Origin of the sequence: Oceaniovalibus sp. ACAM 378 (assembly GCF_008085915.1) — a bacterium.
Classification (GTDB): domain Bacteria; phylum Pseudomonadota; class Alphaproteobacteria; order Rhodobacterales; family Rhodobacteraceae; genus Oceaniglobus.
Genome location: NZ_VSJK01000005.1, coordinates 55,677 through 79,489 on the forward strand (window position 1 = coordinate 55,677; position 23,813 = coordinate 79,489).

The 23,813-nt window shown below is 59.9% G+C and carries 22 protein-coding genes; 12 read left to right on the top strand and 10 right to left on the bottom strand.

The window, feature by feature from the left end; all coding sequences use genetic code 11:
• Nucleotides 1-10: 10 nt before the first annotated feature.
• The gene (locus FQ320_RS07855) at nt 11-1,597 is read right to left on the bottom strand and encodes a murein L,D-transpeptidase (RefSeq protein ID WP_148471359.1); all 1,587 of its coding nucleotides are present in this window, start codon (nt 1,595-1,597) and stop codon (nt 11-13) included.
• 358 nt (nt 1,598-1,955) lie between these two features.
• Between FQ320_RS07855 and FQ320_RS07860 the strand changes: the two genes are divergently transcribed.
• Nucleotides 1,956-2,525 (top strand): DUF882 domain-containing protein, encoded by a 570-nt coding sequence (locus FQ320_RS07860; protein WP_148471169.1) that lies wholly within the window; start codon nt 1,956-1,958, stop codon nt 2,523-2,525.
• A 144-nt stretch (nt 2,526-2,669) separates the two neighbouring features.
• Here FQ320_RS07860 and FQ320_RS07865 read toward each other — a convergent pair whose 3' ends face one another.
• Entirely contained in the window at nt 2,670-4,214 is a 1,545-nt protein-coding gene (locus FQ320_RS07865; RefSeq protein WP_148471170.1) for a trimethylamine methyltransferase family protein, read from the bottom strand.
• Nucleotides 4,215-4,395: 181 nt separating this feature from the next.
• Here FQ320_RS07865 and guaA point away from each other — a divergent pair, with 181 nt between their 5' ends.
• From guaA to FQ320_RS07910, 9 genes are all read left to right on the top strand, one after another.
• Entirely contained in the window at nt 4,396-5,970 is a 1,575-nt protein-coding gene (gene guaA, locus FQ320_RS07870) for a glutamine-hydrolyzing GMP synthase (protein ID WP_148471171.1), read from the top strand.
• A gap of 8 nt (nt 5,971-5,978) precedes the next feature.
• Nucleotides 5,979-6,866, top strand: a complete 888-nt coding sequence (locus tag FQ320_RS07875) for a DMT family transporter (RefSeq protein ID WP_255509434.1) — start codon at nt 5,979-5,981, stop codon at nt 6,864-6,866.
• A gap of 101 nt (nt 6,867-6,967) precedes the next feature.
• Entirely contained in the window at nt 6,968-8,092 is a 1,125-nt protein-coding gene (locus FQ320_RS07880; protein WP_255509417.1) for a hypothetical protein, read from the top strand.
• Nucleotides 8,093-8,206: 114 nt separating this feature from the next.
• Complete coding sequence (locus tag FQ320_RS07885; RefSeq protein ID WP_148471173.1) at nt 8,207-9,145, top strand: DMT family transporter; 939 nt, start codon at nt 8,207-8,209, stop codon at nt 9,143-9,145.
• A 27-nt stretch (nt 9,146-9,172) separates the two neighbouring features.
• The gene (locus FQ320_RS07890; protein WP_148471174.1) at nt 9,173-10,039 is read left to right on the top strand and encodes an ATPase; all 867 of its coding nucleotides are present in this window, start codon (nt 9,173-9,175) and stop codon (nt 10,037-10,039) included.
• Nucleotides 10,040-10,117: 78 nt separating this feature from the next.
• Nucleotides 10,118-11,035 carry a homoserine O-succinyltransferase gene (gene metA / locus FQ320_RS07895; RefSeq protein ID WP_148471175.1) on the top strand — a complete coding sequence of 306 codons (918 nt, stop codon included), beginning with the start codon at nt 10,118-10,120 and terminating at the stop codon, nt 11,033-11,035.
• On the top strand, nt 11,010-11,996 hold the full coding sequence (locus FQ320_RS07900; protein WP_148471176.1) for an alpha/beta fold hydrolase: 987 nt from the start codon (nt 11,010-11,012) through the stop codon (nt 11,994-11,996). Before metA ends, FQ320_RS07900 begins: the two co-directional genes overlap by 26 nt.
• Before the next feature lie 45 nt (nt 11,997-12,041).
• Nucleotides 12,042-12,908 (top strand): polyphosphate kinase 2, encoded by an 867-nt coding sequence (gene ppk2, locus FQ320_RS07905; RefSeq protein WP_148471177.1) that lies wholly within the window; start codon nt 12,042-12,044, stop codon nt 12,906-12,908.
• Complete coding sequence (locus FQ320_RS07910) at nt 12,901-13,518, top strand: TetR/AcrR family transcriptional regulator (protein ID WP_148471178.1); 618 nt, start codon at nt 12,901-12,903, stop codon at nt 13,516-13,518. Before ppk2 ends, FQ320_RS07910 begins: the two co-directional genes overlap by 8 nt.
• A 35-nt stretch (nt 13,519-13,553) precedes the next feature.
• Here FQ320_RS07910 and doeB read toward each other — a convergent pair whose 3' ends face one another.
• From doeB to FQ320_RS07950, 8 genes are all read right to left on the bottom strand, one after another.
• On the bottom strand, nt 13,554-14,546 hold the full coding sequence (gene doeB, locus FQ320_RS07915) for a N(2)-acetyl-L-2,4-diaminobutanoate deacetylase DoeB (RefSeq protein WP_148471179.1): 993 nt from the start codon (nt 14,544-14,546) through the stop codon (nt 13,554-13,556).
• Nucleotides 14,543-15,727 (bottom strand): ectoine hydrolase DoeA, encoded by a 1,185-nt coding sequence (gene doeA, locus FQ320_RS07920; RefSeq protein WP_148471180.1) that lies wholly within the window; start codon nt 15,725-15,727, stop codon nt 14,543-14,545. Before doeA ends, doeB begins: the two co-directional genes overlap by 4 nt.
• 39 nt (nt 15,728-15,766) lie before the next feature.
• Nucleotides 15,767-16,564 (bottom strand): aspartate/glutamate racemase family protein, encoded by a 798-nt coding sequence (locus tag FQ320_RS07925; RefSeq protein WP_187393816.1) that lies wholly within the window; start codon nt 16,562-16,564, stop codon nt 15,767-15,769.
• A gap of 14 nt (nt 16,565-16,578) precedes the next feature.
• Complete coding sequence (locus FQ320_RS07930) at nt 16,579-17,019, bottom strand: universal stress protein (RefSeq protein WP_148471182.1); 441 nt, start codon at nt 17,017-17,019, stop codon at nt 16,579-16,581.
• An 18-nt stretch (nt 17,020-17,037) separates the two neighbouring features.
• Nucleotides 17,038-18,324, bottom strand: coding sequence for a TRAP transporter large permease (locus FQ320_RS07935; RefSeq protein ID WP_148471183.1), 1,287 nt, complete (start codon nt 18,322-18,324; stop codon nt 17,038-17,040).
• Between the two features lie 3 nt (nt 18,325-18,327).
• A complete protein-coding gene (locus FQ320_RS07940; RefSeq protein WP_148471361.1) occupies nt 18,328-18,930 on the bottom strand; it encodes a TRAP transporter small permease in 603 nt (200 codons plus the stop codon).
• Between the two features lie 102 nt (nt 18,931-19,032).
• Nucleotides 19,033-20,052 carry a TRAP transporter substrate-binding protein DctP gene (dctP, locus tag FQ320_RS07945; RefSeq protein ID WP_148471184.1) on the bottom strand — a complete coding sequence of 340 codons (1,020 nt, stop codon included), beginning with the start codon at nt 20,050-20,052 and terminating at the stop codon, nt 19,033-19,035.
• A gap of 144 nt (nt 20,053-20,196) precedes the next feature.
• Nucleotides 20,197-21,597, bottom strand: a complete 1,401-nt coding sequence (locus tag FQ320_RS07950; RefSeq protein ID WP_255509418.1) for a PLP-dependent aminotransferase family protein — start codon at nt 21,595-21,597, stop codon at nt 20,197-20,199.
• Nucleotides 21,598-21,670: 73 nt separating this feature from the next.
• Between FQ320_RS07950 and FQ320_RS07955 the strand changes: the two genes are divergently transcribed.
• Both FQ320_RS07955 and FQ320_RS07960 read left to right on the top strand, forming a co-directional pair.
• A complete protein-coding gene (locus FQ320_RS07955) occupies nt 21,671-22,153 on the top strand; it encodes an Lrp/AsnC family transcriptional regulator (protein ID WP_222861588.1) in 483 nt (160 codons plus the stop codon).
• Nucleotides 22,154-22,293: 140 nt separating this feature from the next.
• Nucleotides 22,294-23,778 carry an NAD-dependent succinate-semialdehyde dehydrogenase gene (locus tag FQ320_RS07960; protein ID WP_148471186.1) on the top strand — a complete coding sequence of 495 codons (1,485 nt, stop codon included), beginning with the start codon at nt 22,294-22,296 and terminating at the stop codon, nt 23,776-23,778.
• Nucleotides 23,779-23,813 lie beyond the last annotated feature (35 nt).

The window sequence follows — 23,813 nt, forward strand, 5'->3', positions numbered from 1 at the left end:
GGAGCCGAGATTAGCTTCCGACGGCTGGGATGGCCACCCCGGCGGAACGCAGAGCCGACAGAATCCGCGCGTCACGGCCATAGACATCGCCGCGATACTCCATCCCGCCCGTGGGTTTCGTATAGGCGGTGCGATAGACCAGATGGATCGGCACCGGAGTATCCAAATTCACCCGGGTTTCTGCTCCGGTGCGCAGATACCGTTGGAACAGGCCCTCGGGATCATCTGTCTGTTTCGCCAGAAGCGCATAGGCGAAATCGAAAGGATCGCTCAGCCGGATACAACCATGGCTGAACGCGCGCCGCTCGCGGTTGAACAGATCTTTCGCAGGCGTATCATGCAGATAGATGTTGTACTTGTTGGGGAACATGAACTTGACCAGTCCCAGCGCATTGCGCGGGCTGGGCGGTTGGCGCATGGAAAACGGAAAGCTTCTGGCGGAGTACTGATTGAAATTGTGACGCGCCACACGACGACCCTGACGGTCGGTGATTTCAAGATAGGACAATGCGTTCGGGTTGCGTTGTAGCACCGGCAGATATTCGTTCACGATGATCGAACGCGGGATATACCAGCTCGGGTTGATGACCATGTGGTTCATCACGTCCGAGAATTCCGGCGTCTCGCGGTCGCTGACATTCTTGCCGATCACCGAACGGGTTTCGAAAGTCACTTCGTCGTCGTCGATAAGCTTGGTCTTGAAATCGGTCAGGTTGACCCAAATATGGCGCTTTCCCCGCTCGATATTCATCCAGCGTTCACGCTCCAGTGCAACAAAGATCAGGCCAAGCCGATCTTCTGGCGCCGTGTTCAGCGCGGTGATCGTGGTCTCACCGGCCACACCGTCGTCCGTCAGGCCGTTGTCACGCTGGAACTCGGCAACGGCATTCTGCATCTCGGCGTCATAAAGGCTTGTCGCGCCGCGCCGCAGATATCCCTGTGTCGTCAAACGGTTGCGCAGCGCGACGACCTGATCGCCGGAATCGCCGGGGCGCAGTGACCCGGCGGCGACACGCGCACCCCAGCCGCCCTGCCCGATCTGCTGTTCGATCTTCAGCTTTTCGCGGATCAGCCGGGTGTACTCCGGTGATTTCGGCGTCAGGTTGCGCAAGAAGGCCAGCGGCAGGCTGTTTTCAAAGGTCTTCAGTGTCTCCAGCCCGTCGCGCAGCGGCACCTCGCGCTTGATGTTACTGTCGACCCGCGAAGGCGTCAGAATTCCGGTCTGTATGTCGTGGGCATAGGCCAGAAACATCCGGCTCATCTCGACCTCGATCCGGCCCCTGTCACGGCTGCTGCGGGCCGAGGCCAAAAGCGCACGCACATCTTCCACACGATACCGGTCGGCGGGCAACCCGTGGTCGCCGGACATTTCGATGATTTGCAAAAATGCGGCGCGGCGTTTCAGATCATCGTCCCCATCACCGACCCAGATCGGTTCGAACCCGTTGCCCCGGTAAAATGCGGAAAGCGATTCGTCTTGCGCCGCGTTTTCGGCAATCGCCTGCTTGAAGGCGGTGACCTGCGCCAGCGCCGTTCCTGCTCCCGACGCCAGTGTGGCCACGGATAAAAAAGCGGCGACCAGAAAGTTGCGCGGCATGAAGGGCGAGGGACGGCAGGCAGACTTGGTCACAAAATTCCTCCGAATCAATAAAGTGGCGGTTTTACGCGCAGAATACAGTCAACACAGCGTTGCCGCGGCACGCTCCTGCGTCCAGTCACAAAACAGACAGATACAGAAGGCAGTCCCGGGCAGCCGACCCGTAATAAAGGAATTATTTTGCCACTCTTGCCAGCGCCGTTAAGCAAATTTTTGCCGATCTGGCGCAAACAGCACACAGTGGCGATCTCGGCCCTTGGTCGTTCCGGTTGTTCGTGCAATACAAACCGGGCACCTGGGGACGAGGTAGCAATGCCGCGAAAAGCGGCTACAGGAATCAAGACGGGACGCAAATATCATGACAAATGCACGCCCTGGCGGGCTGAGCCGACGCGCCTTGCTCGGCGCTTTTGCAGCGACCACTGTTGTCGCGGCGCCGACATATGCGAACGCATTCGGGATTCTGCGTGGCGCCGGCGATGTCAGGCGTCTGCGGATGTATTCTGGTCGGACGGGTGAAAGCCTCGATATGATTTATTGGATCGAAGGCAAATACATCAAGGACGCGTTGGACGAAATCACCGTCTTCATGCGCGACTGGCGCAACAACAAGATGATCGGGATCGATGCCCGCACCGTCGATATTATGACCGCCGCCCACAACCTGATGGATGTGAACGAACCCTATATGCTCCTGTCCGGCTATCGCTCACCCGAAACGAATGCGATGTTGCGCAGCCGCTCGTCCGGCGTGGCGAAAAATTCTCTGCATCTCCGGGGACAGGCAGCAGATCTCAGGCTGCAGTCACGCTCTGTGGGTCAAATGGCGCGCGCTGCTACGGCCTGTGCCGCTGGCGGGGTCGGCACATATTCGCGATCGGACTTCGTGCATATGGATTGCGGTCAGGTTCGCAACTGGGGGCGTTAGTCCTTTATTTGCTCAGCATCCCATTCTGATCAGGCGGTCCTTCGGGGCCGCTTTTCGTTTTGGTGCGCCTTGATCCTATATTTCAAACGCGCGGTTACCGATGGGGTTCCCGACGGTTCATAAAAAATCCAACAATGGACGCATTCAACCGAATGCGTCTTCCATCGATTCCTTCTTGCGGGTCACGAAATCTTCCAGCGATTCAGCGGTGCCTGGGTCCATCGCAGGCTGCTGATAATCGTTCAGCAGCTTTTCCACCCGCACGGTCGCCAGCGCCTGGGTGTCACGGGCGCCTTCCTCGTCCCAGGTCTCGAACGGCTTATAGTCCAGAAGATCGCTGCGCCAGAACGCGGATTTGAAATTCGCCTGGGTATGCGCACAGCCGAGGAAATGCCCCCCCGGCCCGACTTCGGCCAGCGCATCCATCGCCTGGCCGTTCTCAGTGATATCCACGCCACGCGCCAAGCCGTGCAGCACGCCCAGTTGATCGGCATCCATCACGAATTTCTCATAAGATGACACCAGCCCACCCTCAAGCCAGCCACAGGCGTGCAGCATGAAATTGACACCTGACAGCAATCCTAAATTCAAGCTGTTGGCAGATTCATAGGCCGCCTGCGCGTCGGGCAGTTTCGATCCGCAGAACGCGCCCGCGCTGCGATACGGCAGACCAAGACGGCGCACCAACTGTCCGGTGCCATAAGTGATCTGTGCCGCCTCAGGTGTGCCAAAGGTGGGCGCGCCGCTGTTCATATCGATCGAGGTGACAAAAGCCCCGGCAATCACCGGCGCGCCTTTGCGCACAAGTTGCGAATAGGCGACGCCGGCCATGATCTCGGCCAGAACTTGCGTCAGCGTACCCGCCACCGATACCGGCGCCATCGCACCGCCGACGATAAACGGCGAAATGATCGCCGCCTGATTGTTCGCGGCGTAAACCTCAAGCGCACCCATCATCGTCGCATCAAAGGTCAGCGGCGAGTTTATGTTGATCAGCGAAGTCATGACCGTATTGGCCTGCACAAAATCCGCCCCGAACAGCAGACTGCACATATCCACCGAATCCTGTGCGCGTGACGGTTCGGTGACCGACCCCATGAAGGGTTTGTCGCTGAGAGTCATATGGGCGTGGATCATATCCAGATGCCGCTTGTTCACCGCCACATCCGTGGGTTCGCACACCGTGCCACCCGAATGGTGCAGCCACTTCGACATATAGCCCAGCTTCACGAAATTGCGGAAATCGCCCATGGTGGCATAGCGACGCCCCCCCGCCGCATCCCGCACAAACGGCGGTCCATAAACCGGCGCCAGCACCAGACTGTTCCCGCCGATCTCGACGTTGCGCTCCGGGTTGCGGGCATGCTGCGTGAACTTCGACGGCGCGGTGGCACAAAGGGCACGGGCCAATCCCGGCGGAATGCGCACACGCTCTCCGTCAACCTCGGCCCCTGCAGCCCGCCAGAGCTCCAACGCGCCGGGGTTCTCGGGAAAATTGACGCCGATCTCGGCGAGCAGCCGTTCCGCATTCGCTTCAATGATCTCGATCGCCTCGGCGTTGAGAATCTCAAGGTTCGGGATCTGCCGTTCGATGAATCGTGCGGTTTCGATCCGCACCGCTGTGCGTTCTGCCCGCCGCGCGGCACCGCCGCCTCCCCGAACCCGCCGGGGCGCCTGTGTCTCGCTCATCACATATCTCCTCGATCCCTTATCCCTGCCTAGCCGCGGCGCGCCTTCCGCCGTCGCCGGATTGCGCCACTTAAGCGACAGAAACGACGCCGCTGCTTCTTCTTTGCAAAAATACTCAAATTCCGGCCTGGCAACCCGCACCATCTTGCAAGGTTGCGCGCCCTGCCCTATCCCCCCGGACATGAACGATATCGCAACAGCACCCGAACACGAACGCCTTTTGATCATCGACTTCGGCAGTCAGGTGACCCAACTGATCGCGCGCCGCCTGCGCGAATTGAACGTGTATTGTGAAATTCACCCGTTCCAGAACGTGACCGAAGCCCTGCTGGCTGAATTCGCGCCGCGGGCGGTGATTCTGTCGGGCGGCCCGGCCTCGGTGATCGACAAGGATTCGCCGCGCCCGCCGAAACAGGTTTTTGAACTCGGCGTGCCGGTTCTGGGTATTTGTTATGGTCAGCAGGTGATGATGCAAATGCTGGGCGGCGAGGTTCTGCGCGGCCATGGCACTGCAGAATTTGGCCGCGCCTGGGTGACGACGACGGATCACAAGACCGACCTGCTTACAGGCTGGTTCCTGGAGAATCGCGAACAGGTCTGGATGAGCCACGGCGACCATGTGGCAAAGATTGCGCCGGGATTCGAGGTTTCAGCCACGTCGCCGAACGCGCCCTTCGCGGTGATCTCTGACACTGACCGGCGGTTTTATGCGGTGCAGTTCCATCCCGAGGTCCACCACACCCCGAACGGCAAGACGCTGCTCGAGAATTTCATCAAGATTGCCGGTTTCACCGGTGACTGGACCATGCGCTCGTACCGCGAACAGGCGGTGCAGGCGATCCGCGATCAGGTGGGCAGTGAAAAGGTGATCTGCGCCCTGTCTGGCGGCGTCGATTCGTCCGTCGCCGCAGTGCTGATCCACGAGGCGATTGGCGATCAACTGACCTGTGTCTATGTCGATCACGGTTTGATGCGCGAAGGCGAGAGCGAGCAGGTCGTGGGTATGTTCCGCGAACACTATAACCTGCCGCTGATCCACGCCGATGAATCCGCGTTGTTTTTGGGTGAACTTGACGGTGTAAGTGATCCGGAAACCAAAAGAAAAATCATTGGCCGCCTGTTCATCGACGTGTTCCAGAAACATGCTGATGCGATTGGCGGCGCCAAGTTTCTGGCCCAGGGAACACTGTACCCCGACGTGATCGAATCCGTCAGCTTCAGCGGCGGGCCGTCGGTGACGATCAAGAGTCACCATAATGTCGGCGGTCTGCCCGAGAAGATGGGCATGAAACTGGTCGAACCCCTGCGCGAGTTGTTCAAGGATGAGGTGCGCGCATTGGGCCGGGAATTGGGCCTGCCCGACAGCTTTATCGGCCGCCATCCCTTCCCCGGACCCGGCCTTGCGATCCGGTGCCCGGGTGAGATTACCCGCGAAAAGCTGGTGATCCTGCGTCGCGCCGATGCCGTCTATATCGATCAGATTCGCAAACACGGCTTGTACGACGAGATCTGGCAGGCATTCGTTGCAATTCTGCCGGTGCGGACCGTTGGCGTGATGGGCGACGGGCGGACCTATGATTTCGCCTGTGCCCTGCGCGCGGTCACATCCGTCGATGGGATGACGGCGGACTATTACCCGTTCACCCATGAATTCCTTGGTGAAACCGCCACGCGGATCATCAATGAGGTGCCGGGGATCAACCGCGTCACCTATGACATCACGTCAAAGCCTCCGGGCACGATCGAGTGGGAATAATCCGGGGTATTGGTACCCCTGATCCGACTCAATACCACCCGCTGAAAGCTGCCATCTGGATGATCGGCGCCATTGTGGCGTTTTCGTCCATGGCCGTGGGCGGGCGCAGCCTGTCCGGCGAACTCGATACCTTCGAGATCATGTTTTACCGGTCCTTGATCGGATTCGCGCTGGTGATCGCTATCGCCTCTGCCGGTGGGACGATCAATCAGATCCGGACCGATCGGCTGGGCCTGCATTTCATCCGTAACCTGTGCCATTTTTTTGGCCAGAATCTGTGGTTCTTCGCGATCGCCACGATTCCGCTGGCGCAGGTCTTCGCGCTGGAGTTTTCTTCGCCGCTCTGGGTCACGCTGGCGGCGCCGCTGTTTCTGGGTGAACGGCTTACGGCGACAAAACTGTTCTGTGCCTTGGTGGGATTCGGTGGAATCATGGTCGTCGCCCGCCCGGATCTCTCAAGCCTTGATCCCGGTCTGATCGCTGCGGCGCTGGCCGCTATCGGTTTCGCCGGATCTGCGATCTTTACCAAAATGCTGACCAGAGATCAGTCGATCACCTGTATCCTGTTCTGGCTGACTGGGATGCAGTTGGTATTCGGGCTGATAACCGCCGCGGGTGATGGGGATCTCGCCCTGCCCTCTGCGCCGCTCTGGCCTTGGGTGGTGCTGGTGGCAATCGCCGGATTGGTCGGCCATTTGTGCCTGACCAAGGCGCTGACCCTTGCACCTGCGACGATGGTGATGCCGTTCGATTTCTTGCGCCTGCCGGTCATCGCCATCATCGGAATGCTCGCATATGGCGAGCCGCTGAATATTTATGTTCTGATCGGCGCGGCGATTATTTTTGGCGCCAACTATCTCAACATCTGGACCGACACCAAATCGCGGCGCAAATGACGCTATACTGATAAAAATATCATGACGGCGCGTCAAGAATTGACCCGATTTTAACTTTCGTCAAGGTTGTATGAGTAGACGGATGCATGGGGGGAGTTTTGATGAGTAAATTCGCAGCGGTCGCAATCGGCAGTCTGCTTTTCACCGTGGCCGGTCAGGTTCCCAGCGCCGATGCCGCAGGTGTCGAACGCTCGACGCAATCCACCGCCATCCTGTTCGAAGAGGGCGGTTATGCTGAACTGACCTTCGGACATGTGGCCCCCAAAGTCAGCGGCACCCAGAGTGTCAACGCCGGACCGGGATCGCTTATCGGCGCGTCGTCAGGCGATATGACCGGTGATTACACGACCTTCAACCTCGGCGTTAAAACCCAGTTGGACGATCGTTTTTCACTGGCCGTCGTTCTGGATCAACCGATCGGTGCGGACGTGAATTACCCGGCTGCCACCGGCTATCTCTATGGCGGGTCGACAGCGACGCTGGATTCAAACGCCGTGACCGCAATGGCGAAATACACCCTGCCCTCCAACGTCAGCCTGATCGGCGGATTGCGGGCCATGCGGACCAAGGGCAATGTGTCTCTGTTCAATGGCTATCAGTTGCGGACCAGCACAGAGACCGATTACGGCTATCTGTTGGGCGTCGCCTATGAAAAGCCGGATATCGCTTTGCGGGTCTCGCTGACCTATATCTCCGCCATCAAGCACAAATTCGCGATCACCGAGAACAGCGTGCCGTCGCTGCCACTGAACGTTGAGATTCCGCAATCGGTGAACCTCGAATTTCAAACCGGCATCGCGAAAGACACGCTGTTGTTCGGCTCGGCGCGCTGGGTCGACTGGACGGCGTTCGAAATCGCACCGGCCGGCTATATGGTTGCAACCGGTGGGCGGCCGCTGGTGGATTACAACGGCGACACGACCACCTTCACCCTCGGGCTGGGTCGGCGGTTCAATGAAAACTGGTCGGGCGCCGTCATCCTTGGCTATGAAGAGCCAGTGGGTGGGTTCTCGGGCAACCTCGGGCCGACGGACGGTCAGAAATCCATCGGCCTGGCCGTGACATATGAACAGGACAGCTTCGAGATCACAGGCGGCCTGCGCTATGTCGATCTGGGCGGCACAAGCACCGAAGCCCCGCTGCCCTTCCCCCCTGGCACGACTTTCTCCAGTTTCACGAACAACCACGCTCTCGGGGTTGGTGTCAAAGTTGCCTACAAGTTTTGATTTTACTTCTTTAACCAGTTCCATGGCCCCGGTTTCGCACCGGGGCCTTTTTTTTATGTCCGTTCGCGCAGGAATCGGATCGTTCCGCGCGCCACATCTTGATAGCTCTGCAGCATGAATATCCAGAAAACCATATCACCCCGCGCCGGGGCCGAGCTGTTCGCGTTGTCGCTGATCTGGGGCGGTTCGTTCCTCGCGATCCGCATCGCGCTGGACGAGGTAGGGGTGGCGACGGCAGTGGCCCACCGGGTCGGCTGGGCCGCGCTGATCCTCTGGGGTGTTGTGGCCCTGCGTCGCATCGCCCTGCCGCGCGATCCGCGTATCTGGGGCGCGTTTCTGGTCATGGGTCTGCTGAACAACGTGATCCCGTTTTCACTGATGGCCTGGGGGCAATTGACCATCGAGACCGGTCTGACATCGATTCTGAACGCGTCGACGGCGATTTTCGGCGTTCTGGTGGCTGCCGCATTGTTTGCTGATGAAAAACTGACCCTGCGTCGGGCTGTCGGTGTGGGACTGGGGTTCTTCGGGGTGGCCACCGCGATCGGGCTGGATGCGCTCAGCGGTTTTGATCTGCGGTCGCTGGCACAATTGGCGGTGCTGGCGGGCACTTTGTCCTATGCGTTTGCCGGGGCATGGGCGCGGCGGAGACTGAGCGGTCTGCGCCCCGAACTCGCCGCCGCGGGCATGCTGACCGGGGCCAGTCTGATCATGATACCAGCTGCAAGGATCATCGACGGGCCGTTCACGCTTGCGCTGCAAACCGACACGATTCTGGCGATCGGATATTACGCAGTGGTGGCGACCGCTCTGGCCTATCTGTTGTATTACCGGGTGCTGGCGATGGCGGGCGCAGGCAACCTGATGCTGTGCACCCTGCTGGTTGCGCCTGTGGCGATAATTCTGGGTGCCGTCGTGCTGGGCGAGACGCTGCATGCCTCGGCCTATGTCGGGTTTGGTCTGTTGGCGCTGGGGCTGGTTATCCTGAATGGCGGTCGACGGAAGACCCGTCCGCCCATGACCCCCCTGTCCAAGGCGCCACAGCCACGCTAGAGGATGCTCAGTAAAGCGGGGGCGACGATGATCTATCCAACGGCGGCGGCATGGCGGGACGCGCCAGCGAAACGAGTGATGCTGTTCGGCATGTCGGGGCTGGGCAAGACCTATCTGTCCAACATGCTGCGCGGATCACAGGGGTGGTTTCACTATTCCATCGATTACCGCATCGGCACCCGCTACATGGGCGAACACATCGCCGACAATTTCAAGCGTGAGGCAATGAAGGTTCCACTGCTGCGCGACCTGCTGATGACCGACAGCATTTATGTTGCATCGAACATCACCTTCGACAATCTCGCGCCGCTGTCGACCTATCTTGGTAAACCGGGCAATCCTGAAAAGGGTGGTCTGTCGTTCGATGAATACCTGCACCGGCAGGGCCAGCACCGCGAGGCAGAGACACAGGCGCTGATGGACAGTGTGCCGTTCATCGTCCGTGCCGCCGATCTTTATGGCTATGACAACTTTGTCTGCGATACCGGCGGGTCGATTTGTGAGGTGGTCGATCCGAAAGATCCTGAGGACCCGGTGATGGGGATTTTGTCGTCCCATCTGCTGCCGGTCTGGATCGAAGGGTCCGATGCGCATACCGCCGAACTGATCCGTCGGTTCGATCGCGCGCCAAAACCGATGTACTATCACCCTGACTTTCTGATTCCTGCCTGGCAGGAATATCTGAGCGTTAACAATGTGTCAGATGCCGAAGTTGATCCTGATGCCTTCGTGCGTTGGACCTATGCGCGGGCGATGGCGCACCGGCAACCGCGCTATGCCGCCATGGCCCGCACATGGGGCGTCAGCGTCACCGCCGAAGAGGTGAGTCAGGTGCGCGACACCGCAGATTTCGACGCAATGATTGCAGCCGCCATCGACCGGCGTACCGCCTGACCCCATCGTGACCGCAGCGCGGGTTGAGCGTTGCGCCGCAACCACCTATGTCAAACCTCTGCCCCGAGGACCGTCATCATGCCGATAAAACTGCCATCCGACCTGCCCGCCTTTACCGTGCTGCGCAAAGAAGGCGTCATGGTGATGGACGAAACCGAAGCCGACCGTCAGGATATCCGCCCCCTGAAGATCGGCTTGCTGAATTTGATGCCGAAAAAGATCCAGACCGAAAATCAGTTTGCCCGTCTGATCGGTGCGACGCCGTTGCAGATTGACCTGCACCTGATCCGCATGTCGGAACATCAGACGAAAAACACCGCCGCCGAACATATGGAGACATTCTATCGCCCGTTTCAGGACGTGCGCGATGAGAAATTCGACGGTCTGATCATCACCGGCGCGCCAATCGAACACCTGCCGTTCACCGAGGTGACCTATTGGGACGAGCTGAAGCAGGTGATGGACTGGACCCAGACCAACGTGCAATCCACCTTTGGCGTCTGCTGGGGGGGAATGGCGATGATCAACCATTTCCATGGTGTCGACAAACACATGCTGCCGGCCAAGACGTTTGGCTGTTACCGCCAGCGCAATCTTGCCCCGAACTCGCCGCTGCTGAACGGGTTTTCCGATGAATGCGTGATCCCGGTATCGCGTTGGACGGAAATGAAGCAGGCGGAAATCGATGCTGCACCGGGCCTGACAACCCTTCTCGGGAGCGAGGATTCCGGACCATGTCTGGTCGAGGATCCGGACCATCGGGCGCTCTATATCTTTAATCATTTCGAATATGACAGCGACACGCTGAAGCAGGAATATGACCGCGATGTCGCGCAGGATGTCCCGATCAACGTGCCGAAAAATTACTATCCCGGTGACGATCCAACACAAAAACCGCTGAATCGCTGGAGATCCCACGCGCACCTTCTATATGGCAACTGGATCAACCGGATTTATCAGACGACACCCTATGACATTGCTGAAATCGGCCGCTAGCCTTCTGTTCGCCGCTGTTGCCCTTGCCGGGTGCGGGGTACTCGTCGACGGTCGCGCTGACCGGCGCGAAGCCGTGTCCGAGGCGGCATTCCCCCCCGAGGGCAAGTTCCTGACGGTGAACGGACGGCGCGTGCATTACGTAAGCGCCGGCACCCGCGGGCCAAACCTGATCCTGATCCATGGCGCCAGCGGCAACACCCGGGATTTCACCTTTGATTTCGTCGACCGGGTCAAAGACCGCTACCGCGTCTGGGTCTTCGACCGCCCCGGTCTGGGATACACGGACCACATTTCGCCCGCGTTCGAAGGTGCAACCAACACCGCCGCCGAAAGTCCCGCCCAGCAGGCGGCGTTTCTGAAATCCGCCGCATATCAGCTGGGCGTGACGCGTCCTGTGGTGTTGGGCCATTCCTATGGTGGTGCGGTGGCCTTGGCTTGGGCGCTGAACCATGATCCGGCCGCGCTGGTGACTGTTTCCGCCGCATCCGAACCTTGGCCGGGGGGATTGGGTCTGCTCTACGGCATCGCCGCCTCACCCCTTGGCGGCGCGGGTATCGTCCCGCTGATCACCGCGTTCGCCCCCGAGGACCGGGTGACCGACACGATTGAATCGGTCTTTGCGCCCCAGCAGGCCCCCAAAGGTTATGCGCAGCATCTCGGCCCGGGTCTTACGCTGCGCCGCGACAGTTTTCGCGCCAACGCCCGGCAGGTCAATTCGCTGCGTCCCCATGTGGTCGAGATGTCGAAACGGTATTCAGGACTGACGCTGCCGGTTGAAATTTTGCACGGCACGGCGGACGATATCGTGCCGATCGACATCCATTCGGATGTGCTGGTTAAACAGGTGCCCGGCGCGGTTCTGACCCGGCTTGACGGTGTCGGACACATGCCGCACCACGTCGCGCCCGAGGCGGTGATCGCCGCCATCGACCGCGCTGCACAAAGGGCCGGATTGCGCTGACCCGCGTCGCGTCCTAGGGTCGCGAAAGGAAACGAAAGGCCCGCCATGTCCCTGCCCTTTGACGGCGCAATCAGCGCGTTCCACGACAACGAAGCACCCGAAGACGTGCGCGAGGCGATCCGCGACGCCCGCAAGAAGGATGTTCTCGATCCGTCGTTTCCCTACAAGCGCGAGATGGACAGCGACGATTATGAGGCGCAGATGCAAGCCCTGCAACTCAACCTCGTCCGGCTTCAGGCCGATGTAAAACTGACGGGCAAACGCATCGCCGTGGTGTTCGAAGGTCGCGATGCCGCCGGCAAGGGTGGTACGATCCAGCGGTTCCGCGAAAACCTGAACCCCCGCGTTGCCCATGTCGTCGCCCTGTCGAAGCCGACCACACGGGAATCCGGCGAATGGTATTTCCAGCGCTTCGTCGATCACTTGCCCAGCAGCGGCGAAATCGTCCTGTTCGACCGGTCTTGGTACAACAGGGGCGTGGTCGAACATGTGTTCGGCTTTTGCACCCCCGATCAGCGGGAGCGGTTCTTTGCTCAGGTTCCCAAGTTCGAGGAGATGCTGGTGAATGACGGGATCACGCTGGTCAAACTCTGGCTGAACGCCGGGCGGGCCGAACAGTTGCGCCGGTTCCTGAAACGCGAACGCGACCCGCTGAAACAGTGGAAACTGTCGTGGATCGATGTCGAAGGGCTGAAGCGTTGGGATGCCTATTCCGAAGCCATCAGCGAAACCCTTGATCGCAGCCATACCGAAACCGCGCCCTGGACGGTGATCCGGTCGGACGACAAGAAACGCGCCCGGATCGCCGGCATTCAAAGCGTTCTGAACCGCGTTGATTTCGCCGGAAAATCCGATGCCGTCGAAGCTCCCGACCCGAAGATCGCCGGAGGCCCTGGCCTTTGGCATGGTTAAACGCGGGTATCATCACGGCAACCTGAAACAGGCGCTTGTCGAAGCCGCGCTGGAGCTGATCCGCGTCCGCGGGCCGACCGGTTTCACGCTGTCCGAGGCGGCCAAGAATGCCGGCGTCACCCCCGCCGCCGTCTATCGCCATTTCGAGGGCCGAGAAGATCTGATCGCCGAGGCCGCCGCTCAGGGGTTTGAAATCTTTGCCGATCTGATGGATTTCGCCTATGACAGCGGGCAGCCTTCGGATCTTGCCTCATTCGAGGCGACCGGTCGCGCCTATCTGGCCTTCGCGCGCCGCCATCCCGGGCATTATGTGGCGATGTTTGAATCCGGTATTTCAGTCAACCGCACACCGGAACTCGCCCGTGTCGCGGCGCGGGCCATGGGGGTGCTGGAAAAGGCTGCCGTCAAGCTGTCCGAACATATCCCACCCGAAAAACGCCCGCCGCCGCAGATGTTTTCTGCCCACATCTGGGCCTTGTCCCATGGGGTGGTCGAACTGTTTGCCCGCGGAAATCCGGGAACGAAATCACCTTTCCCGCCCGAGGATCTGCTGGAAACCGGGATCGGCATCTATCTGCGCGGGCTGGGCCTGATCGCGCCCGACACTTAGGTCGGGCGGATTTCGTCATCACGCAGGATATTTCGTCACGCCCTGGGCTGAGCGATGACACCGACGCAATCGCCCATCGCGACGAGCCCCGGAAAATGCCGTGCGGTCAGCAGCCCCGACAGGCGCGCGCAAAGCTGCCGGGGCGGCGCGCCGCTGCGGTCGGCGGGCCAAAGGCGGGCGATGGGCTGGCCTTCTTCGACAGTGGCGCCCAGATCGACCATGGGTTCCAGCAGGCCGGGGTGTTCACTGAATACGAAACAACGCGCATCGGGCATGTCGAGCATGACCGATCCCGCGGTTTCCGGCGCGCCCTCCAGAATTCCGGCGTGGATCAAAAGGTTGCGCGCACCCTTTCGGGCAACAGCGACGCTTGCGGCGGTTGATGTGCCGCCTCCGCCCAGTTCGGTGGTGACGAAAACCTTACCTTGGGATTCGACTTCGGTGTCGAACATGCCGACATTGTCGATTTCCAGCATCTGCATGGAATAGGGCGCGTCAAAAGCCTTCATTGCCGCCACGCATTTGGCCTCTTGTCCCTTGTCAGGCAGGATATGGGCCGCAGCAAAGGGCAGAAAATCCAAAGTGCGCCCGCCCGAATGATAGTCGAGCACGATATCGGCCATCGGGACCAGTTCGGTGGCGATAAAATGCGCGATCTTCTGGGTTACAGTGCCATCGGGGCGGCCCGGAAAGCAGCGGTTCATATTGCCGCCGTCAATCGGCGAGCAGCGCCGCCCAACGGCAAAGGCAGGCAGGTTCATCATCGGCAGGATGATCACCCGGCCGTTGATCATCGCCGGATCCAGCGTCGAGGCAAGGTCCTGCAGGGCGATCGGCCCCTCGTATTCATCGCCGTGGTTGCCGCCGGTCAACAGCGCGGTCGGACCCTGCCCGCCCGAAATCACGCTGATCGGGATCATCACCGACCCCCATGCGCTGTCGTCGCGGCTGTGGGGCAGACGAAGAAAACCGTGGTGTGCGCCTTTGGCATCCAGCGGAATCGTCGGGGAAACGGGGCTGACGGTCATGTTTTCACGAACAGTTTGCGGGGCGTGGTGCAGAAACACTCATGCCCGGTTTCGGTAATGCGGATCGGTTCGGTGATCTCCAGCCCGCCGTCATCAAGCCAGAGTGCGGGCATGAAATGAAACGTCATGTCGGGTTCCAGAACGGTCATATCGCCGCGCCGGAATGAAATGGTACGCTCGCCCCAGTCCGGGGGATAGCTGATGCCGATGGCGTAACCACAACGGCTGTCCTTTTCGAACCCGGCCTTGTTCAGCACGGCGTTGAAGGCATTGGCGATATCTTCGGCCCGGTTGCCGGGCTGGGCCTGCTCCAATCCTGCTTCGATGGCGTCAAGAACGGCGGACTCGGCATCGCGGTATTTCTGCGGCACCTCGCCCAGAAACAAAGTGCGCGACTGCGGGCATTGATAACGACGGTGCGCGCCGGCGATCTCGAAGAAGGTGGATTCACCGGTTTCCATCGGCCGGTCGTCCCATGTCAGATGAGGCGCGGTCGCGTCCAGACCAGAGGGCGCCATGGGCACGATGGCAGGATAGTCGCCCCAGTACCCGTGGGCGCCCCGAATGCCCGCCGCATAGATTTCGGCGACAAGATCGTTCTTGCGCATCCCCGGTTCGGCCACTTCAAGGATACGTTCGTGCATCACCTCGACGATGCGTGCCGCGCGCTGCATATATTCGATCTCGCGTTCGGATTTCACCGCACGTTGCCAGTTCACCAACGCCGTCGCATCGGCAATACGCGCGTCGGGCAGTTCGCGCACAAGGGTCGCGTGGGCGGCAGCGGAATAGTAATAGTTGTCCATCTCGACGCCGATCCGCGCCTTTTCCAGCCCCAGTTCTTTCAACAACCCGGCGAGATTGGTCATTGGATGCTTTTCGGGGTTCTGCACGAATGTATCGTCATAACCGCGAATGCAGGCATCATCATCCATGAACACCGTGCGCCTTGCCCCCAGCGTATCCATGGCGCGCCCCCACCAGACCGGATCGCCCTCATGGGTCAGGATCACCGCCTGATAGACGTAAAACGACCAGCCGTCATAGCCTGAGAGCCAGGAAATGTTGGACGGATCGCACACCACGATTGCATCCAACCCCTTGTGTGACATCGCCTTTCGGGTCTTTACGATACGGCGCTGGTATTCTCCCTTGGTGAAATTCGCCTCGAAGGTTGTCATGTCCTGCCCCCTGTCACTTTCGCCATTCCGCCTGCTTCGTTACGGGCCGATCCCACGCGCAAAATCTGTCGGCAGGGCGCAATCGAACAAACGCCCGAAACCTTTGGGTCGACCGTCCAGACCGGCCATCCGGCCAAGCGCCCAGCACAGTGCCTGATTTGAGGTGACGACAGGCTTGCCCAGCCGCGCCTCGATCCGGTCGATCACGTCGACGCCGCGCATGGCCGTGCAGGACAGGAACAGCGCGTCGACCTCGGGACCGTCCAGCGCACAGGCGGCCTCGATCATGCTGTGGTCATCGATGCGGGCCATGTCGCGATCATCTTCCAGGGCGAAACACGCGCTTCTGATGATATCGAGGCCCTGCCCTGCAAGATAGTCCGCCATCGGCTCGGTCGTTTCCGGCAGATAGGGGGTAAGAAGCGCGACACGCCCCGTGCCAAGCGCCGCCAGGCCGGCCAGTGCGGCAAACGACGGCGTCACGACGGGAACGCCCGGCAGGCTGGTATGGATGGCATCGGCGACCGCCACGTTGCCAATGGTGACCGAAGCGGATGTGCAGGCAAAGGCCACCGCGGAAAGTTCCGCTCCGGGCACCAGCAATCCGGCAGTGCGCGACAGGTCCGGCGCCATGGCGCGCAGCCTTTCGGGCGTTGTCGGATTTTCAAACCCGATCCGCGCGACATGCAGAGCGGTCCGATCCCGGTCAAGCAAACGGGCCGCGTCCGTCTCGAACACCTGATCGGTTGAAAGAAGGATCGCCCCCAATCGTCGCGGACCTTCGGAGTGATCCCGAAGCCTGCAGTCGATGATTTCGGTCTGCGGTGATCTGGTCATGGTGTCATCGCCCATCATACTACAAGAACCGGGCATTTCGACAGGCCCGTCACCTTATGCGACACACTGCCCAGCAAATATCCGTCACCGGATGCGCCAAGTCCCCGACTGCCCAGGATGATCAGGTCGACGCCATGTTTCACCGCAAATTCGTTGATCGCACGCGCCGGACCGCCCGAGCGGACGAAGGCGCGCACATTCTGCGCGCCGGCCTCGTGAAGCAGGTTCTTTCCATGCACAATGACCTCGGTGGCGTGTTCCCGCATGGCATCGTCAATGCTGCCCGGATCGTGGACCCGCACCATCGAAAGCGAAGCCTCAAGCATGGAATGATGCCGATAGACCGTCAGCAGGGTGATGCGGGCATCGGTTAGCTTTGCCAGTTGCGCAGCCTTTTGCAACGCACGGTCCGCGTTCTTTGATCCGTCATAGGGCGCAAGGATATGGGTGAACATTCGAGGCTCCTCGACGGATTACTTGGGGAACGCCAGATCGCGCAGAAACAGAGCGATCTGCGGAAAGTAGATCAGCGCGACCGAAACACTCAGCAGCATCACGATAAACGGGGGTGTCCCGCGGATCACTTCGAAATACGGGCGTTTGAACACTGCTATGGCGGTGAAGATGTCACAGCCGAAGGGTGGCGTGGCCGATCCGATGGCCACCTGAAGCGTGATCACCGTCCCCACCAAAACCGGGTCAAGCCCGACGGATTCAACGACCGGGGCAAAGATCGGCACGAAGACAAGAATGACGACGATCGGATCGACGAACATGCAGCCGATGAAGAATGCGATCGAGATGACGAACAACACGCCGGTCGGTCCCATCTGATCGATGCCGATGCCACCAAGAATTGCCTGCGGGATCTGGGCGAATGAAATGACCCAGGAAAATGCAGCCCCCGCCGCAACAAGGATGAAAACCACGGCGGTGATCAGGCCGGTGGATTTCGCGGTTTCATACAACCCGCGCAGGTTCAGCGAGCGGAACACGATCAATTCGAGGAAGATCGCATAGAGCACACAGGCGGCTGCCGCCTCGGTCGGGGAAAAGATGCCGCCATAGATGCCGCCGATGATGATCGCCGGAAAACCCAGCGGCCAGAGCGCCTGTTGAACTGCCCTCATCCGCTGGCCCCATGTGGTCTTTTCTTCGGTCGGGACATTGTTGCGGATCGCATAGATCACCGAATAGATCGAAAACATCACAAGGATCAGCAGACCCGGCCCGATCCCGGCGATGAACAGCTCGGCAATCGAGGTATTGGAGACCACGCCATAGATGATCATGCCGATAGAGGGCGGAATCAGGAAGGCGATGTCGGATGAATTGACGATCAGGGCCAGCACGAAGCTGTCCTTATATCCGGCCTTCAGCATCCGGGGCCGCATCGGCGATCCGATGGCAACGACGGTCGCCTGAGTTGATCCCGACACCGCACCGAACATCGTACAGGCCGCCGCGGTCGACACCGCCAGCCCACCCTTAATGTGGCCGACGAAAGACATGACCATATCAATCAACCGCCCCGCCGATTGCCCGCGGGTCATGATATCGGCGGCGAATATGAACATCGGCACCGCGATCAGCGATGCGGGCCGAATGCCCGCCATCATCTGCTGCACCATGGTTTCAAGCTGCCCGAACCCGCCAAACAGCGTATAAAATCCCACGAAGGCGCCGACGATCAGCGGGATCATCATCGGAAAACCCAGCAAAAGCAGGGCGATCATGATGGAGAATATCGAAATTGCCATGTCTCAGACCTCCATCTCGTTGTCGTCGTAACCTTCCAGAACATTGGTCGAGAGATAGATGTCCTTTTCGATCATGTTCTTGATGGCGGTCAGAAGATATTGCAGCCCGGTCATGAAAAATCCGACCGGCACCCAGACCAGCGTGAGCCAGACCGGAATCTGCAACGAGGGAAGGACGCGGCCGCGACCCGCCTGAGTCAGGATGTATTGCAATGAATACCATGCCAGCCCCAGCATGAAGACTGCGGTCACCAACGAAATCACGATCATCAGGAATTTGCGCGCCCTGCCCGGCAGCGCGTCGAAAATCGCCGACATGCGGATGTGCCGTCCGTGCCGCGCCGCATAAGAGATCCCGGCGAATGTGATAAGGATTATCAGAATGCGGTTCAGTTCTTCCGAGAAGAACAGCGAACTTTGAAAGACGAACCGCCCGACGACATTTGCGCTGGTATTTGCCGCCATCAGCAACACGCCAAAGGCGAGCATCACTGATTCAACCTTACTGATCCAGGTGTCGATCGTGCCCAGAAACCCCGGCAGGCTGGATTTATAGACTTCGAGTGACGCGTCGTCCGTGCCGGTGGTGTCGGTTTGCGATTTCAGTTGCGAGCCCTGTTTTTCGTTTGTCACCGGCGTTGTCCCGTCGCAATGGTTGCGCGACAAGGCCCCCGACAGCTCTGCGCCGGGGGCCCTGTTCTGTGCTTTTTACTTCTTGACGGCGTCGAGGTCGGCCTTGAATTGCTCCAGCAGCGCCTTGCCACTGTCGCCGGTCATTTCGATAAAGGCTGCTTCGACCTGTGCCGATGCATCCTTGAACGGCTGACGCTCTTCTTCGGTCAGGGTTGTGACGGTATAGCCGGGTTTGGCTTCCATGATGCCCTTGATCGATTCCTCGGTCTGACCCTGCTGGTAGTCGAGGATATATTCGAAGGCGACGTCGATGGCATCACCGACCATCGTCTTGTCCTCATCCGACAGTCCCGAAAAGAAATCCTGATTGGCCATCACCGCGGTCGTGAAGTTGTTGTGACCGATATAGGTCATGTAATCGCTGACTTCGTAGAGCTTGTTGGACAGGATATAGAAGGTCGGATTTTCCTGCCCCTGAATGATGCCAGTCTGAAGCGCGCCGTAAACCTCGCCCCAAGGCAGCGGAGTCGGTGTGGCGCCAAACGCCTTATAGCTTTCGACCAGCAGCGGGTTGGTCATGACCCGCACTTTGACCTCATTGAAATCGGCGGGCGATTTCACCGGCTCGCGCGTGGTGATCGCCACGTCGCCCTCGGGGAACATGGTCAAAAGCTCCAGCCCTTGCTCGGCATAAAGCTTGGGGAACATCTCGGTGATCGCTTTCGAGGTGCGGAAGAAATCGAACAGTTCCTGATCGTCCTGCGGCAGCAGATAGGGCACAAAGAAAACCTGTGCCTCGGGGATCAGCGCGCCGGTAAAGCCCGGTGACTGGTCAACGAACTGAAGGATGCCGGCCTGCGCCTGCTCCATTATGTCGGCGGATTCACCCAGAGTGCCATAGGGGAAGAGTTGAATTTCGTGATCGGAATTGGCCTCGACCTCTTCCTTGAACTTCTGGGCAAACTTGCCCTGAACCTCGTCTTTCGCCTCTTCAAAGGCATAGCGCCAGGTGTCGGCGTGAACCGTGCTTACCCCTGCGATTGTGGTTGCGACGGCAAGGATGCTCCCTGCCAGAACGGTGTTATAAGCAGCCATCGTTCTCCCTTTCTCTCTCATTTATATCCAATGCACACGGTCAGGTGGCCGCGGCCTGTGGATTGTCCTGATTGCCGGATCATTTAAAGCTGGGGCAATCATGTCAATGCGATAATTGGATCATAACAATATTAGCATTAAAATTCAAGCCCTTAATCCTAACGCACTTATCGGGCGATCGGCCAATTGTCGCGCTGCGCGCTCGATAACCCGCATCCCGCGCGCAAAATCGGGGAAAGATTGCCCCCCAAGTGCGACCCGAATACCCGTGTGAAGGAAATGTGGGCCGATGGAAAAGCTGGCCGCAGGCGCAACCGCGACGCCTTCCCTGCGCGTCGCCGCGATCAGGTCGTTTTCCTCTTGTGCATCGCGGCAATCAATCCAGACATGCAGGCCATTCGGGCTTGTGCGGTGGCTTAACCCCTCGAGGGTCCGCATCGCGTAATCCGACCGATCGCCCAGCGCCAACCGCTGACGGTTCAGCAGTTTTTCCGCCGTACCGTCGGCCAACCAACGGTCGGCAATTTCCGTCATCAGGCCGGTGGTCATCCAGTTGGACACCAGATGGCGGTTCGCGGCAGCCGAGCCCAGATGATCCGGCACAATCAGATACCCAACCCGCAGTCCGGGCATCAGGCATTTCGTCAGGCTGGTGAAGAACAGTGTCCGTTCCGGTGCAAGCGCCGCGAGAGGCGGCGGCGGCGCATCCTGAAGCGGGCCCCAGGCCTGATTCTCGATGATCAAAAGATCGTGCCGCCGGGCAATATCCACCACCTCTGCGCGCCGCCTTTCGGTCATGTTGAAGGCCAGTGGATTGGCACCGTTCGGCATGATGTAAACCGCCTTGACGCCTTGATTGCGACACGCCTCCTCCAAGGCCTGCGGACAAATCCCACCTTCATCAACGGTGACGCCCTGCAACCTGAGCCCCAGGAACCGTGTCAAAGGCCGCAGGGTGTGGTGACCGATATCTTCGGTCACGATCAGGTCGCCGGGCTGCGCCGCTGTCATCAGCGCGACGGTCATCGCACTGGTACTGCCGTTGGTCGCAATCACCGCGACATCGCCCATGTCCAACCCGCACAGCCCAAGCCAACGCTTCAGCGGCGCCAGTTCCGCGGCGGTCCGAAAGTCTGTCCTGAACCCATCAAGCACCGAGCGTGGCAATGACCGGGCCACTTTGCGCAACACGTCCTGCAGGGCTTCTTCGTGGGCATGGTCGATCACTGGTTTCAGGATCGACATGTCCCACAGCTCGCGCGACGTTTTGCGGGTGACAAACGGCATCCTGAGTTCATCGTGGGCGGCGCGAACGAAGGTACCGCGCCCGACCTCGCCCGCGATCTGACCTGTCTCGATCAGCTTGCCATAGGCGCGGCTGACAGTCTGCACACTGAGCTTCAGATCATAGGCAAGCTTGCGCTGCGTTGGCAGTCGCTCCCCCGCTTTCAGGGCGCCGTTCTGGATCGCCGCCTCGATTGCCTTGACCAGCGACCGATAGGCGGGACGTTTCAGCGTGCCGGGGTCTGGTGGCCAACTTGTCATGATTGGCACCATTGCCAAAATCATGACAATTGACAACCCTGCTGCCCCTGCGCATCACTTCGCCATGAGCTTTTTGAAACTTGACGCACGCGATATCGCGATCCTCAGGGTGCTGTCCACCGATGGGCGGATCTCGAAATCCGCGCTGGCCGATCGGGTCAATCTGGGCGCCAGTGCCTGCGGTGATCGCCTTGCCCGCCTTGAAAGTGCGGGGGTCATAGCGGGGTATCGCGCCGAGGTCGCGTTGCGCCGTTTGGCCCCCCATGTCACTGTATTTGTTATGGCCGAACTCAGCAGCCACAAGGCAGCGGCGTTCCAGATTTTCGAAGCGGCAATCGAACGGCACACTGAGATTACCGGCTGTTGGGCACTGGGCGGCGGCTATGATTATCTGTTGCAAATCATCACCCGCGACATCGACAGTTATCAACGGCTGATAGATGTGATTTTGGCCGAACGGGTCGGGTTGGCACGATACTTTACCTATGTCGTGACCAAGGCGATCAAGGACAGCCCGCCGCCCTTCGACATATTGCACCCCAGCGCCACGGACTGAGACGGCGGAGTTTTCCCGTCAAACCTTTCTCATTGGCGCAGATCCTCGCGACAATTCCCGCGTATTCCGGCGTTTCTGCGCAGGATCGGCGTTAGCCTGTCCCGGCAGACAGCGATCAGACCAAGGAGGACGTCCGAAAAATGAGCAAACCAACCCCGCCCCCTGCCAATGGCCTGCCGGTTTTGCAACGTCCGGAATTGGCGCGCAGTTTTGCCTATGTCGGCGGTGCATGGGTGGCCGGCACCGAAAATACCACGGTGAAGGTGACCGATCCGGCAACCGGCGCGACGCTGGCCGAGGTTGCCAGGTTGAACGCCGCAGACAGCCGCCGAGCGGTCGATGCCGCGCAGGATGCCTGGGCGGGATGGGCCGGCCTGTTGCCACAGGAACGCTCGGTGATCCTGCGCCGCTGGTTCGAGTTGATGATCGAAAATCGCGAGGATCTGGCCCGCATCATGACCGCAGAACAGGGCAAACCGATCTCGGAATCTCGGGGCGAAATTGACTATGCTGCGGCGTTTCTTGAATTTTACGCAGAAGAGGCACGCCGCCCGAATATCGAGGGTGTCACATCGCACCTGCCCGATGCCGAGGTCGAGGTCTGGCGTGAGCCCGTTGGCGTTGCCGCGCTGATCACACCGTGGAATTTTCCCGCGGCCATGCTGACCCGCAAGGCGGGCGCAGCGCTGGCGGCTGGCTGTACCGTGGTGGCGCATCCGTCGTCGGAAACCCCATGTTCGGCATTGGCACTGGCCGAGTTGGGCGAACGGGCCGGGCTGCCTGCGGGCGTGTTCAATGTGGTGACGGGCGATGCCCCCGAAGTTGTCGGGGCATGGATGAAGGATGCCCGCGTGCGCGCTGTGTCATTCACCGGATCGACCGAAATTGGCCGCCTGCTCTATGCTCAGGGCGCCGATACGATCAAACGGCTGGTGTTGGAGCTGGGCGGTCACGCGCCGTTTCTAGTGTTCGGTGATGCCGACATGGACCGCGCGGTGGAAGAGGCGATCAAGGCGAAATTCGCCACCTCGGGTCAGGATTGCCTTGGTGCCAACCGGTTTTTCGTGGCTCGCGATGTGTACGAAACCTTTTGCACCCGCTTTGCCGAAGCGGCCAAAGCGCTCACCATCGGTCCGGGCATCACCGACCCCGACATCGGACCACTGATGAATGAAAGGGCTGTCGCCAAGCAAGAAGAGCACATTGCGGACGCCCTGTCAGGCGGTGCACGACTGCTGTGCGGTGGCAAACGCGACGACGCCGGTCCACTGTTCTTTCAGCCCACGGTTCTGGCCGATGTGGCGCCGGACGCAAAGATCATGAACGAAGAAACCTTTGGTCCGGTCGCCGCCATCGCCGCCTTTGATACCGAAGAACAGGCCATTACCCGCGCCAACGATACGGAATACGGGCTTATTGCCTATCTGCACACGCAGGATCCGCGGCGGATTTATCGCGCCAGCCGGGCGTTGCAATTTGGTATGGTTGCGGTGAACCGCACCAAGGTGACCGGCGCGCCAATCCCCTTTGGCGGGATGAAGCAATCGGGTCTTGGGCGCGAAGGATCGCGGCTTGGGATGGAAGCCTTTACCGAAGTGAAATACGTTTGCCGCGACTGGGCCTGACGCTTGAAATGTGAAAAGGCGGACGCGACCGCCAG

Excerpts from the sequence above, each read along its gene's own strand:
- FQ320_RS07890 (WP_148471174.1), top strand. The coding sequence starts at position 9,173 with ATGATCTATCCAACGGCGGCGGCATGGCGGGACGCGCCAGCGAAACGA.
- FQ320_RS07925 (WP_187393816.1), bottom strand. The coding sequence starts at position 16,564 with ATGACCAGATCACCGCAGACCGAAATCATCGACTGCAGGCTTCGGGAT.
- ppk2 (WP_148471177.1), top strand. The coding sequence starts at position 12,042 with ATGTCCCTGCCCTTTGACGGCGCAATCAGCGCGTTCCACGACAACGAA.
- FQ320_RS07910 (WP_148471178.1), top strand. The coding sequence starts at position 12,901 with ATGGTTAAACGCGGGTATCATCACGGCAACCTGAAACAGGCGCTTGTC.
- FQ320_RS07930 (WP_148471182.1), bottom strand. The coding sequence starts at position 17,019 with ATGTTCACCCATATCCTTGCGCCCTATGACGGATCAAAGAACGCGGAC.
- FQ320_RS07960 (WP_148471186.1), top strand. The coding sequence starts at position 22,294 with ATGAGCAAACCAACCCCGCCCCCTGCCAATGGCCTGCCGGTTTTGCAA.
- FQ320_RS07935 (WP_148471183.1), bottom strand. The coding sequence starts at position 18,324 with ATGGCAATTTCGATATTCTCCATCATGATCGCCCTGCTTTTGCTGGGT.
- dctP (WP_148471184.1), bottom strand. The coding sequence starts at position 20,052 with ATGGCTGCTTATAACACCGTTCTGGCAGGGAGCATCCTTGCCGTCGCA.
- FQ320_RS07860 (WP_148471169.1), top strand. The coding sequence starts at position 1,956 with ATGACAAATGCACGCCCTGGCGGGCTGAGCCGACGCGCCTTGCTCGGC.
- FQ320_RS07950 (WP_255509418.1), bottom strand. The coding sequence starts at position 21,597 with ATGACAAGTTGGCCACCAGACCCCGGCACGCTGAAACGTCCCGCCTAT.
- doeA (WP_148471180.1), bottom strand. The coding sequence starts at position 15,727 with ATGACAACCTTCGAGGCGAATTTCACCAAGGGAGAATACCAGCGCCGT.
- FQ320_RS07865 (WP_148471170.1), bottom strand. The coding sequence starts at position 4,214 with ATGAGCGAGACACAGGCGCCCCGGCGGGTTCGGGGAGGCGGCGGTGCC.
- FQ320_RS07885 (WP_148471173.1), top strand. The coding sequence starts at position 8,207 with ATGAATATCCAGAAAACCATATCACCCCGCGCCGGGGCCGAGCTGTTC.
- doeB (WP_148471179.1), bottom strand. The coding sequence starts at position 14,546 with ATGACCGTCAGCCCCGTTTCCCCGACGATTCCGCTGGATGCCAAAGGC.
- FQ320_RS07880 (WP_255509417.1), top strand. The coding sequence starts at position 6,968 with ATGAGTAAATTCGCAGCGGTCGCAATCGGCAGTCTGCTTTTCACCGTG.
- guaA (WP_148471171.1), top strand. The coding sequence starts at position 4,396 with ATGAACGATATCGCAACAGCACCCGAACACGAACGCCTTTTGATCATC.
- metA (WP_148471175.1), top strand. The coding sequence starts at position 10,118 with ATGCCGATAAAACTGCCATCCGACCTGCCCGCCTTTACCGTGCTGCGC.
- FQ320_RS07855 (WP_148471359.1), bottom strand. The coding sequence starts at position 1,597 with ATGCCGCGCAACTTTCTGGTCGCCGCTTTTTTATCCGTGGCCACACTG.
- FQ320_RS07900 (WP_148471176.1), top strand. The coding sequence starts at position 11,010 with ATGACATTGCTGAAATCGGCCGCTAGCCTTCTGTTCGCCGCTGTTGCC.